The 12759-nt window shown below is 46.3% G+C and carries 14 protein-coding genes and 1 pseudogene; 1 reads left to right on the forward strand and 14 read right to left on the reverse strand.

The genetic code is table 11. The features are described 5' to 3' along the window. The 3 genes from Q0R37_RS12245 to rplU form a co-directional block, all read right to left on the reverse strand. A partial coding sequence (locus Q0R37_RS12245) for a 50S ribosomal protein L27 (protein WP_294754774.1) occupies positions 1–116 on the reverse strand: 116 nt, incomplete at its 3' end. A 2-nt stretch (positions 117–118) separates the two neighbouring features. Next, a complete protein-coding gene (locus Q0R37_RS12250; RefSeq protein ID WP_294754762.1) occupies positions 119–430 on the reverse strand; it encodes a ribosomal-processing cysteine protease Prp in 312 nt (103 codons plus the stop codon). Positions 431–432: 2 nt separating this feature from the next. Beyond that, positions 433–744, reverse strand: a complete 312-nt coding sequence (rplU, locus tag Q0R37_RS12255) for a 50S ribosomal protein L21 (RefSeq protein ID WP_028515978.1) — start codon at positions 742–744, stop codon at positions 433–435. Positions 745–1093: 349 nt separating this feature from the next. Here rplU and Q0R37_RS12260 point away from each other — a divergent pair, with 349 nt between their 5' ends. Beyond that, positions 1094–1804, forward strand: a complete 711-nt coding sequence (locus Q0R37_RS12260; protein ID WP_294754763.1) for a hypothetical protein — start codon at positions 1094–1096, stop codon at positions 1802–1804. Between the two features lie 37 nt (positions 1805–1841). Here the strand turns inward: Q0R37_RS12260 and Q0R37_RS12265 are convergent, their stop codons facing one another. From Q0R37_RS12265 to Q0R37_RS12315, 11 genes and pseudogenes are all read right to left on the reverse strand, one after another. After that, positions 1842–3044, reverse strand: coding sequence for a DUF6348 family protein (locus Q0R37_RS12265; protein ID WP_294754764.1), 1203 nt, complete (start codon positions 3042–3044; stop codon positions 1842–1844). A 54-nt stretch (positions 3045–3098) separates the two neighbouring features. Then, complete coding sequence (gene prmA / locus Q0R37_RS12270) at positions 3099–4064, reverse strand: 50S ribosomal protein L11 methyltransferase (protein ID WP_294754765.1); 966 nt, start codon at positions 4062–4064, stop codon at positions 3099–3101. A gap of 15 nt (positions 4065–4079) precedes the next feature. Then, on the reverse strand, positions 4080–5255 hold the full coding sequence (locus tag Q0R37_RS12275; RefSeq protein WP_294754766.1) for a dockerin type I domain-containing protein: 1176 nt from the start codon (positions 5253–5255) through the stop codon (positions 4080–4082). Positions 5256–5275: 20 nt separating this feature from the next. Further along, on the reverse strand, positions 5276–7486 hold the full coding sequence (locus tag Q0R37_RS12280) for a transglutaminase-like domain-containing protein (protein ID WP_294754767.1): 2211 nt from the start codon (positions 7484–7486) through the stop codon (positions 5276–5278). Between the two features lie 93 nt (positions 7487–7579). Next, positions 7580–8752, reverse strand: coding sequence for a DUF58 domain-containing protein (locus Q0R37_RS12285; protein WP_294754768.1), 1173 nt, complete (start codon positions 8750–8752; stop codon positions 7580–7582). Further along, positions 8749–9687, reverse strand: a complete 939-nt coding sequence (locus tag Q0R37_RS12290; RefSeq protein WP_294754769.1) for a MoxR family ATPase — start codon at positions 9685–9687, stop codon at positions 8749–8751. The genes Q0R37_RS12285 and Q0R37_RS12290 overlap by 4 nt, the downstream gene beginning before the upstream one ends. 219 nt (positions 9688–9906) lie before the next feature. After that, complete coding sequence (gene tsf / locus Q0R37_RS12295) at positions 9907–10824, reverse strand: translation elongation factor Ts (RefSeq protein ID WP_294754770.1); 918 nt, start codon at positions 10822–10824, stop codon at positions 9907–9909. 86 nt (positions 10825–10910) lie between these two features. Continuing rightward, positions 10911–11663, reverse strand: coding sequence for a 30S ribosomal protein S2 (rpsB, locus tag Q0R37_RS12300; RefSeq protein WP_294754771.1), 753 nt, complete (start codon positions 11661–11663; stop codon positions 10911–10913). Positions 11664–11822: 159 nt separating this feature from the next. After that, on the reverse strand, positions 11823–12122 hold the full coding sequence (locus Q0R37_RS12305; RefSeq protein ID WP_294754772.1) for a YlmC/YmxH family sporulation protein: 300 nt from the start codon (positions 12120–12122) through the stop codon (positions 11823–11825). 102 nt (positions 12123–12224) lie between these two features. Beyond that, positions 12225–12398, reverse strand: coding sequence for a hypothetical protein (locus Q0R37_RS12310; RefSeq protein WP_294754773.1), 174 nt, complete (start codon positions 12396–12398; stop codon positions 12225–12227). A gap of 93 nt (positions 12399–12491) precedes the next feature. After that, positions 12492–12759, reverse strand: a pseudogene (locus Q0R37_RS12315) ([FeFe] hydrogenase H-cluster radical SAM maturase HydG); the annotation flags it as partial.

Here is a 12759-nt window from a genome sequence, read left to right on the forward strand (position 1 = left end):
ACAAACTGACCGTCTGCTCTCTTAACGCCAAGTCTCTTAGCCTCAGAGTCACGTCCGTTCTTTGTGGATCCGACACCCTTCTTATGAGCAAAGAACTGCATACTAATCTTAAACATACTTACACCTCCGAAATAGTGATTTTGATCGTGTTAGGGTACTCTTCCAGTATAGCCTCAAAGTGCTGTTTTAAAACATTCAGCAGACGCGAAGGAGTCTCTCCCCCGTCACCGCAGATACATTCGATAACGTTATCCCCCACAGTCACCTGCGGCTTCAAACCGAATTCATCGAGGATATTTGCAGTAAGCTGTACCGCTGATGAAACAGCCGCACAGACAACGTCCTTTCCGCTCTCGGCATAGCCTGAGTGGCCGCTGAACTTAAAGCCTGTCAGGAGTCCCTGCTTTTCATAAAATTCTGCGCGAATCATGATCAAGCCTTGATAGCTTCGATCTTGACCTGAGTGTAAGGCTGTCTGTGTCCCTGCTTTCTCTTTTCACCCTTCTTAGGCTTGTAAGTGAAAACAGTGATCTTCTTAGCCTTGCCGTTCTTCAGAACCTTTGCGCTTACAGCTGCACCGTCAACATAGGGTGTACCTATCTTGAGTCCATCGTCTGCTCCGAGAGCTACTACCTTGTCGAAAGTAACTGTCTCATCAGCCTCAGCTGCGAGCTTCTCGATGAAGATGATATCTCCCTCGTTTACCTGATACTGCTTTCCGCCGGTTTCAATAACTGCGTACATATTGTGGCACCTGCCTTTTCAATAAACTCGCTGTTACAGGCGTGTGAACGCACAACTTTAAAGCCTGTTTACAAGCGGCAATAATATTTTATCACAAAGATGCGGCTTTGTCAAGCATTTTTTACTATTTCCCCGCAAAACAAAAGATTTTTTCATTTCAGCCGTGACAAATGTCATTTATATAGTGACATTTGTTACATTGTAAAAATATTCAGGGCATTGTATAATTATGGTATAATCAGTAACTGACGTCATGGGAGTATTGCCCCGAACCTTGTTCGGAGAGCGCAATTCCGCTATATAAGTTAGTTTGCGCTGATATTGATAAAAACAGACAGGGGTGGATACCATGAAAAAATTCTTATCATATATTTTAATTGCAATATGCCTGTTTTCAACTATTGCATGCACTTCATGCGAAGAAGAAAACATACCTCTTATGCTCGGCGAGATACAGGAATATGTTCAGAAAACATTTGATACAAAGATCGAACTCATATCTACCGATCATCCCAATGAAGATTATTATTATACCTTCAAAGACGAAAGCGGTTTTGAATTCACAGTCTACCTTAATTGTATAATAAGTGATTGGGGCGGCGGAAGGACGTATAGTGCAAGAGATAATTATATAGCGGGATACCTCAAAGCTCACCCCAAAAATCTAAATGTATTAAGAATGGAAGGGCATGATTTCAGAATAGAAAAGCACGAAAAATATGTACTTTACTATGACAGTTATGATGATATTGATGAAGTTGCCGAATTCACCCTTAAATACATATGCAAGATAGAGCTTCCCAAAATAAACTATGCTAAAAAGCCTGAATCTCTCTCATATATGCAAAGCGCACGTGAAAAACTGTATTTCAAGCCCAAAGGCTTAGACTACGAATGGAATAGTTATTCGTCTATGGATTTTCCGTACGAATTCTACAAAACCCCCGAAGAACTCTCGAAACAGCTAAAATCATGGCATATATATCAGCTTCAGATGAACGATGATACCGAGCATCTTTCTCAGATACCAGATGAGGATATAAAAAATTACAGCACATAACAAAGCCTGAGTGAAAACTCAGGCTTTGTTGTTATCCTTACCAGACTCTGTAGCCTTCGTGGCCTATCTTGTAAGATGTACCCGGAACATAGAGATCATCGGGCTTGAGCTCCTTGTTTGCTTCCTTGGCGGCATCCATTGCTTTTCTGAGCTCCCTGAAAGCAACGCTGTTCATTATGATGCGCGATACTCTCTCCTGATCGGGCTTTGTGCTGAGATACTCGAGTATAGCCTGCTGGAGGTAGAAATATGAACGGAGCTGAGTTTTCTTGAACTCTATGCTTTGCTGCTCTTCGCCTTCACCTTCAAGAAGGAACAGGCTGTCGCCCTCACGGTAGCCGAGTGTGAGCTTCGCAAAGATCTCGGGGATAAATACCCTTATCTCGGCAGCAAGGTTCTTGTCGCCATCTACGAGCGCCTCAAGCTTGTCGCACATAGCCACATAATCGTCGTGGTTCTTGATCTCTTCCATCATCTTGATGGTCTCTCTTGCAGCGCTCATAACGATATCCTTCTTGAAAGGACACTGATCGTCCTCACGCTGAACGAATATAGCGTACTGCTTCTCGGAAACAAAAGTCTCCTCCGCGTCCATTTCCTTCTCAACGTACTCCTCAAAGTACTTGGGGAGCTCCAGGCATACAGAGCCGTTCATGCGGACCTCTATCACCTTCTTCTCCTTGAACTTTGCAAGATATACCCTGAGCCAGTAGTACTTCTTTGAGCCGAGGTACTTTGGTATCTCGTTCCTGATAAAGTTCATGAGCATAGTGGGCTGCTTGTTCTTTACGCCTATTCTTACAACAGACTGGCAGTACATATCAAAATCGTAGTGCTGTCTGAGAAAATCAACAGGAATATGGATAGGATTTTTCTTTGTCATGGACTGATCGAGAGGGTGCCATACTCCGCCGTGGAATATCTCAACAGACATATTCGCAGCCTCTTCCTCTGTCTTGCCCTGCGCGTCAACAGGCTCGATGAGCGGCTCGTCAAAATCGTCATGCTTTACGATGAATACTACCTGAAGTATCTTTATATCATCAGCTTCGTCCACTCTGCCGATCTGAACGTCGATAGTAAAGCCCTTGGGCATGATTACACAGTCATCGTAAAGAGTTCCGTTGAGCTTTGCGTTGAGCGCTTCAAGCACCATTTTCTTTACTTCGGCTCTCGGATCGGCAGCTACAGACGGTGCTGCCTCTTCGGTCTGATTGTTCTTCTTTTTAAAAAGTCCCATGTTCTATTCTCCTTAAAATATGATTTGTTATATCAATATATGCTTTGCATAATATTAAACATTGAATTTGACTGCTGCCCAGCCCTCGCGCACCTCGGGCTCGGGATCTTTGAAGCCTGCCGAGATCAGTACATCTATGACCTCATTCATGCGCTCCTCGATAATGCCCGAAACTATGAGTATACCGCCGCTCCTGAGGTATCTGCGGAAGCTGTCCTTCATGGCTATGAGCACATCCGCAACAATGTTCGCAGCTATGATATCGTACTTGTCGTCGATCTCGTCGGCAAGCTTTTCATCTGTAAGGATATTGCCGAAATACGTCCTGTACTTATCCGCAGGGATATTGTTTTTAAGAGCGTTCTCTTTTGCTGTTGCGGCTGCATTTTCCTCAATATCAACAGCAACTGCGCTGTCAGCTCCGAGAAGCATGGCTCCTATCGAGAGTATTCCGCTTCCGCAGCCCATATCGAGCAGCTTGTCGCCCTTGTTCAGGTACTTTTCCAGCACTTCAAGACAAAGCCGTGTGGTGTGATGCTTTCCCGTACCGAAGCTCGAAGCGGGGTCGATCTCAAGTATTATCCTGCCGTCGGAGTTATCATACTCCTCCCACGAAGGCTTGATAACAAGCTTTTCGCCGACCTTGAAGGGCTTGAAATACTGCTTCCAGTTATTCGCCCAGTCCTCCTCGCGTATATTCGACATCTCTGCTTCAAGGCGTCCGTATACTCCTTCGGTATCGGCTGCCTTCATCTCGGCAAGCATCGACTTGATCGCAATGAGCATCTCGGCTCCCTGCCCGTTTGTGGGAATATATACTGTAATGCAGGTCTCGCACTCGGAAAGCCCCATAAGGTCATCGTCGATGTAGTCCCACTGACCGTTCTTGTTTTCGAGGAACTCCTTGAAATCCTCAGCGTCCTTTATTGAAAATCCCTTGATGCCGATATCTCCGAGCTTTGAGCATAAGAGCTCGATACCCTCGGTAGTGGTGTAAATGTTGACTTCTGTCCATTCCATGTAAATATTTTCTCCTTAATTGCAGACGCGCATCAGGAACAGCAGCACGTCCGTATTATCGACAGTTCCGTCGCCGTTGAGATCAGCAGCGGCGGTCTCGCTCCGGGTGAGCACCGAAACTCCCTCAGGCAGCCTGCCGAGACTGCCGAGATATTCATTTATTACGGCAAGATCGTATTCATCGGCTTTACCGTCGTTATTTATATCGCCTGCCGCAAGCTCCCTGTCATCATTCACAGGTTCAAAGCAGGCAAGTATTATCCAACCTTTTCTGCCGTTTACGAATACTTCTCCGAATCCGTTCTCAACACTCAAAACATTGACGATATTCCCTTTTTCAAGCGAGATATCGGACTTGCTTTCCGAATCGGCTTCCGTATAGACCTCAGCCTTGTTCTCAGTGCAGCAGTACTCCCCTGTCTCGCAGACAGCGGATACTTTTACGGATGTAACGGCAGCTGTGAGCGTTGTTGTCACAGTTGAAGCCGCCGCAGCTGTTGCAGCAACAGCCGCATCAGATGCTGACGCCGGTTCTGTCTCTTCCGCTTCTTTCTCGGAATTGACGTCATAAAGCGGAGCAAAGCCCTTATACGGCTCCTTGCCCTTGAGCGTCTGATAGCAGGTTATGCTCTCGTTCGGATAGGCTTCAAACATGAGTATCTCGTCCTTGGCAGGATCGGCCATATACACATCATCTCCTATAACTCCGTCAATATAGACCCAGTGACCGCCCACATTGCAGATCACGTAGCTTCCTTCGTCAAGGAGCTTTTTGATCTCAGCCGCCTTGCCGCTCTGATCGTCGGAAGCGAAATTAAGATTTACAGAGGAAATGCTGATCTCGTTCACGACCTTGTTCACAGAGCTCCATGAGGCAAGTCCGCCCCACTGATTGAAAGCATTGATCTCATTGAGCGCTTTAGCAAACTCTCCCGGATCAAAGCTTTCGGTATCTCTTGCGCCGGAAGCTGCAGCCACCATTGCTATGGAAGTCATGTAGCATCCCGACTGACGTATCGTCGAACCGCCTATGGGGCAGCTGCCCCAGCGCTCGTCATTCTGCCGCCATAACCGAAAGTCCTCGGCGGCACTTGCCGACATACGCGGGCGGTATGCTCCTGCAAGCAGTGCGATAATGGCAAAAAACGCAAGCAGGATACCTGTTATACCTTTTACTTTTGCATTTCGCATAATTGCCCTCCGTTCTCAGATCATCGGTTCGTTATGCGTCTCCTCTTTCTGGATTCTCTGAATGCGTCATATGCGGTTATGTATTCATTCAGAGCTCTTTCCTTATCTTGGATATCTATATTCTCGCCGCCGTATTCCGATCTGTCAAACAGCTTGGCAGTATATGATATATCAGCGCCTGTGCTTTCATGTACGTAAGCACTTACCTCCTTTGAAGTGTTTGCCTCATCTATATCGTATACCTTGCATATCCTGTGTACGATAGCCTTTACAGTATCGGCAGGACGGCGTTTTCTGCTCCGCAGGATGAAAAATTTGTGTGACAGCCACGGATATGCCATCGCAAACAGCAGTGCCATAAGAGAGCCTATCAGCATTATCACGCCCGCTCTTGAAAGCAGATCCGTAGATGTGGTTTTCTTTTTCGTTATGATATTGTCGGAAACCGTCGGTTCAAAGCTGAGCCAGCCGTATCCCCTGAGATAAAGCTCGGGGAAGCCGTGGGCGTCCTGCAATGTTATAACGTAGTTTGTACGCGGCATATTTCCGTCGTCTGTTCTCTCGGACATATTATATCCTTCGCAGTATCTTGCAGGTATGCCTGCGGCTCTTGCAAGCAGTACCATTGAAGTCGCGTACTCATAGCAAACGCCTGTTTTTGTGACGAACATGAAGTCCTCGGCGTTTTTGCCTGTTGTATCATATGTCAGGTCGTAGGTATAATCGTTATTGTAGAAATACGCCTCCAGAGCAAGAGCCTTATCGTATTCCGTATCACAGCCCTCTGTTATTTTATCGGCAAGATCCTTTATGCGCTTTCTGTCTCCGTAATCAAGAAGATACTCAAGGTATTTGTCATAATACCTGTAATCAACATCAAAAAAGCTGAACAGACGAGCCTTTTCGGGATCACTGCTGTCAGGACCTATCTCGCGCTCAAGCACCTCATAAGTGTCTTCAAGGAGCTTTTTATAATCATATCGGTCAAGCTGCTCAATGAATTCACGGTTTTTTGGACTGCTGAAGAAAGTATTCGCGCTGTAATCGAACTCAAACCTTGAATTTGACGGAAACTGGCTGTTTACCGAATAAACAGTTCCGCCGATAAGTCTGGCTGTCTTTTTCTGCACCGAACAGTCCGTCATTGCAATGGCACACTGAGGCACAGGAGCCATATCGGTTCCCTGAGGGAGTCCTATATAGCCGTTAAGAAGGTAAAACACCACATGATTCATCTTAGGTTCGGCAAGTCCCTCATCAAGATATTGTGAAAGTCCGTACTTGCCCGCATAATCGCTGTCAAGCCTTGCCGCCTCAAGAAAAGCATCGGCAAGTCCCATTCTTGAACCGATATCAAAAGGGGTTCCCTTTGAAGTACCGTCGTAATGGTCGTCAAGCTCCTGTATCGCCCACTCGTCCTTATCGAAATTGTAGGTGGAGCGTGTTGCGGTCTTTATACGCAGCGGCTCTTTTGCCACAGCCTCATACACCCATCTGTTGCTTGCTCTGTTCCTGAACTGCTCACCTGTCGAAGTATCTCTGAAAACATTGAGCATCGCGTTCAGACGCTCGGTTATATCCTCGGCGGAGATGAGGTTCTCAAGGATAGTCCTGTCGGCTTCAACTGTGGGTTTCGGAACGATAGCGGAAATAACAGCAAAAGCAGCGGCATAAACGGCTATGGTCTTCCATGACTTGCGTCTTTCGACGAATACCGTATTCTCATCATCCATAAGCTGACGGTAATAGACCATAAGAAGTATATATCCCACAGCAAGAAGTATGATGAATATAGTGGGCATTTTCTCATATTCCTTGCCGTATATGGCAAAGGGAATGATAAATATCAGGAAATTCATGAATATCCTGTACCTTACCTTTGTAAAGTAGTAGATAACAGAACACATGAAAAGCACGAAGAGTACGAAAAAGCCCGCTGCGTACCATTTGTTGAAGTTAAGCGAATCCTGCGGAGTAAGGAACCAGAGTCCCCATGTGATAGGATAATTGACGTTTCCGCGGTCTACAGCCCAGCGGAAAGCATATCCGAACAGCAGACCGATGGCAAGATAGGCAAAGCTTCCGATAAAGTGGTGCTTCTGCATATAGTCAAACGCTCTGAACAGGAGCCAGCCTATTACCAGCGTTGCCGCTCCCCAGCCAAATGCAAACATATAGGCATGAAGGTCTGTTTCAGTCTGATCGCTGTAATGGAACATAAGTGCTGCCATAATAAGGACCGTATACCACAAAACAGGGTCTATCAGTGTCGACAGCAGATATGATCTGATACTGATTTTTTTATTATTGGTCTCTTTCATTATTTATACCATTTTAAAATTATTATCCTCATCAAGGTACCACAGAGGTGCTGATGTAGAGTTCACCGACGCCACTGAAAGTCCGATAATGCTGATACTGTCAGTATTCTCGATAAAATCGGTAAGCTCAGAAAAGCCTGCACCTGCATCGGTAGTCGCTATAACGCAGGCGCAGACATTGCTGCCCGCCTGTCTTATATCAACTCTTGTATCGGGAACTACCTTTACGGCAAGGACCTTCAGCAGAAGCTGATCGGGATAATCAGGATTATCGACGCTTTCGCATACTGTTGAGCCGTCAGCCGCACGATAAACGAAATTGCAGGCGATGCCCTGCGTGATAAGCAGGTTCAGCAGTCCGAACATCGCACGGAGGAGCTGTTCCTCGCCTCTTACGGCATTTACGGCAGGTACGGTGCTTCTTCTGAAAAGATCCAGTACGAGCACCGGCTGTACAGAAGCAACCGCCTCGTCAAGTCTGACCATGAGCTTCTGCTTCTTTGATGAGAGCTTCCAGTTTATACGCTTAAGAGGATCGCCGTGAGCATATTCACGATGCTCGTATCCCGGTGATGTATTTGCCGAGTACAGCATGGAGGTATCATTCTCCTCGTCCTCGTCACTGGTAAGCACGATATTGGCAATAGAGCGGAAAAGCTGTGATGATGCCTTAATGTCGGGGATCTGCGGTATTACTCCCACCGAAACGGGCTGCGGCAGAGAAGTAAGGATCGTTTTTTTCATAAAACCGAGAAAGCCGCAGGAGTACACAGCTCTGATGCCTACCTCGCCGTTTCCGCCGATAACAGCTTTAAGGTCGAAGGTAAAGCTCTTTTTCTCCTCGTTGAGCATTGTAAGCCTGCGTTTTTTTATGTCCTGAGCGAATATTTCCGTCGCATAGGGGCATATTTCAAGTATTCCCAGCGGGAAGGAGCCCTTTTTGCGGATATTCACCGTAACGGTAAGAGTGCTCCCCTTCGGCACATAGGCGTCGCAGGTAAATGTTACCTTTACGCGTTTTCTCGCATACATCATGAAGAAAAGAGAAACAAGGGGCGCAAATGCCACGAAGGCAAGCAGTATCACGCCCATTTCACCGTCGATATAAAAGGTGAATATGTAAACAAGAAACGCAACGGCTATTACGCTTACAATACTTTTTATGTATTTTATCATCTTGTCATCGAGGGTACAGGACAGGTCCTGAGAAGGTTTTCAATGTAAGCCTCGCCCGTTCCGAATGCAGTTTTACCCTGAGGAGAAAGGATTATCCTGTGCGCGAGCACGGAAACGGCTGCATACTTCACATCATCGGGAGTAACGTATTGCCTGTCATAAATATAGGCAAACGCCTTTGCAGCCTTGAAAAGTGCTATGCTTCCGCGGGGACTTATTCCGAGGACGGTATTCCTGTCCGAACGGGTAGAGGAAACGATATTGACTATATATTCCTTTACCTGATCGGTCACTCTTACATTCTTTACCTCTTCCTGCATAGCAATAATGTCATTTACGTGCATAACATGTTCGGTTATATTAGCGATAGGATTATACATCTCCGTTCTGCCAAGTATCTCCATTTCCTCCTCCGTTGAGGGATAGCCCATTGAGAGCTTCATGAAGAAACGGTCCATCTGAGCTTCGGGGAGATGGAATGTACCGTAAGTTTCAACAGGGTTCTGCGTAGCCATAACAAGAAATGGCTTCGGCAGCTTGTGTGTAACGCCGTCAAGGCTTATCTGACGCTCTTCCATTGCTTCAAGAAGAGCAGACTGCACCTTCGGCGAGGCACGGTTTATCTCATCGGCAAGGAGAAAATTGCACATTACCGCACCGTCGCGGTAAACAAATTCTCCCTGAGCTGAATCGAGCATAGTAAAACCTGCGATATCGGAAGGCATTATATCGGGAGTAAGCTGGATACGATTGAACTTTCCGCCGATAGAACGTGAAAGAGCCGTTATCAGCTGAGTTTTTCCGACTCCCGGTACATCCTCAAGCAATACGTGTCCTTCGCAAAGAAGAGCAGCGATAAGCTTAATTACCGTTTCCTTTTTGCCGACAATTACCCTGCCGACTGTACCTGCAAGCTTACTGATATTTACATTCATACATTTTACCTCATTTTCTGAGCATATTAATCCAGTTAAATCTATTATAACATATTTTGTCAACGACTTCAAGTGAAAACCCAACGAAAAAAAGCCTGTATTATTGTAGGATGTCACAATAATACAAGACCTGATATGTGGAATAATTGTTATTTTTGGTACCTGAACATATAAAAACAGCGGCAGAATGATCTGCCGCTGCCGCTCAAAATATACTGATTACTTTATCATCTTAGCTACTTCGTCAGCAAGATTGTCTTCCTTCTTCTCAATGCCCTCGCCGCGCTCATAGCGAACAACGTCAACGACCTTGATAGAACCGCCGAGCTTCTTAGCCTCAGCGTCAACATAGCCCTGAACCGAAAGCTTGTCATCCTTAACGAATGCCTGCTCGAGGAGGCAGTTCTCTGTGTAGTACTTGCCTACCTTGCCCTCAACGATCTTAGCACGAACCTGCTCGGGCTTTGAAGCCATCTTGGGATCCTCAGCCATCTGAGCCATCATGATCTCCTTCTCCTTCTCAAGTACCTCAGCAGGAACCTGCTCGCGGCAGAGATATGCTGCGTTAAGAGCAGCAGACTGCATAGCAACGTCCTTACCGATAACTGCTACCTGATCAGCAGAAAGGTCTGTATCCATCTTTACGAGTACGCCGATGCTTCCGCCATTGTGGATATAAGAAGCAAGCTTGCCCTCGAGTCTTACAAAACGACGGATAACGATGTTCTCACGGATCTTCATGCCTGCGAGCTCTGTGAGAGCCTCGCCTACTGTACCATTGCCGCCGCTGATAGGCATATCCTTGAGAGCCTCAACGTCAGCAGGGTTCTTTTCGATTATTGTCTTTGCTACGTTAGCAACGAAGTTTCTGATATCGTCTGTGTTAGCAGCGAAGTCTGTCTCTGTGTTTACTTCGAGGAGAACGCCTACATTGCCGTCAACAACAGCTGTAACTACGCCCTCAGCAGCAGCTCTGCCGCTCTTCTTAGCCTGTGTGGCAAGTCCTTTTTCTCTGAGGAACTCGATAGCCTTGTCCATATCGCCATCGTTCTCTTCGAGAGCCTTTTTACAGTCCATCATACCAACGCCTGTGGACTTCATGAGTTCTTTAATTTCTGCAACGGAAACCTTTCCCATTGTTATTACCTCCTAAAATTTATAGTATAATCCGCAAAAACCCGAAGTGTTAGTTCGGGTTTTTGATTGTTTTCAATGTTTTACGATTATTCAGCGTCAGCCTCAGCTGTCTCAGCTTCCTCAGCAGGAGCCTCCTCAACAGCAGCTGCAGCGTCGTCGCCCTGTCTGCCTTCGATAACAGCATTTGCAACTGTACCTGCGATGAGCTTTACAGCTCTGATAGCGTCGTCGTTGCCGGGGATAACATAGTCAACTTCATCAGGATCGCAGTTTGTATCAACGATAGCAACGATCGGGATGTTGAGCTTCTTAGCCTCAGCTACAGCGATCTTTTCCTTGCGGGGGTCAACGATAAAGAGAGCTGCGGGGAGCTTCTTCATTGTCTTGATACCGCCGAGGAACTTTTCGAGCTTCTCTATCTCAAGGTTGAGCTTAACAACTTCCTTCTTGGGGAGAAGAGCGAATGTGCCGTCCTCTTCCATAGCGTGGAGCTGCTCAAGTCTCTTGATTCTTGTCTGGATTGTCTTGAAGTTTGTGAGCATACCGCCGAGCCATCTTGCGTTTACATAGTGTGCGCCTGCTCTTGTAGCTTCTTCCTTAACGGAATCGCCTGCCTGCTTCTTTGTACCTACGAAAAGAACTTCGCCGCCCTGAGCTGCAATGTCACGAACAAACATATAAGCCTCTTCGAGCTTCTTGACTGTCTTCTGAAGATCGATGATGTAGATTCCGTTTCTTTCTGTGAAAATGTACTGAGCCATTTTCGGGTTCCATCTTCTTGTCTGGTGTCCGAAGTGAACGCCTGCCTCAAGAAGCTGCTTCATTGATACTACTCCCATGGTGTAGTCCTCCTTAAAATTGGTTATTATTAATCCTCCGCCGTACTTGGCTCAGCAGCAACACAGACATCTGTGCACCAACCGCTGAAAATACCGGCGTGCGAATTGCCTTAATATTATATCATTTCTCGGCAATAATTTCAAGTATTTTTGCAATGTCTATTTCAACAAACTTAAAACACCGTTCCTGCTTCTTTTTGTAAAATTCGACTCGGTACGCGGCACAGTACGCTCTACAAGCACAACTTCCTCGCCTATCACCCTGATATCGGCACAGGAAATAACTGTATCGCTCTCTCGTCCGAACAGTCCGAAAAGCCGTAAGCCGCCGTATATAATAAGTGACCTTACACTTCCCTTATCGGTGTCTATCTCGATATCGTCGATAAATCCGAGCCTGTCGCCCGAAACGATGTCGATAACTTCCTTTCTGCAAAGCTCATCAAATCCAAGAAGCATGAACAGCACCCCTGCATGATTATATGCGTGAGCTTTATAAAATATGAATGTCATACGCGGTTACATAAAAATACAGCAGCTTTGAAAGCTGCCGCATCTCTGTCATTCATCGTCGTCTTCGTCATCCTCGGTATCAGCGCCTTTTTTCTTTGCAAATACTGCCGTACCTGCTGCAAGAAGGACTGCTGCTCCGATTATCGCAAAAAGAACTCCTTTGGGGAAATTATCGCCTGTCTGCGGAACATTCGCCGACATAAGCATCAAAGCTTCGTACACTGTTACGACCTCCAAAACTTTATATATTATATGTATTGTATCACAATGGAAAGGATTTGTCAAATATTTGTTTTATAGGAGAGGTATACCGCATCAGAATCTGAAATCACGCTTGCCCCCGTTCTTTATCTCGTCAAGATACTCTACAGCGCGCTGACGGCGTTTTTCATCGGGAACATTCTGTATCTCGCGGGCAATAAGAGCTTCACCGACTGCTCTTGTCTCGGGAGAAGCATAGTCGGAAAGGTATTCCTGCAGTGTCATAAGAGCGTTGGGGTGGCAGCAGTTCTGTATCTGTCCCACCTTGCAGAGCGCCATGAAGCGGTCGCCTGTACGTCCCTCACGATAGCAGGCTGTGCAG

Source organism: uncultured Ruminococcus sp. (assembly GCF_946415235.1).
In the GTDB taxonomy this organism is placed as follows: Bacteria; Bacillota; Clostridia; order Oscillospirales; family Ruminococcaceae; genus Ruminococcus.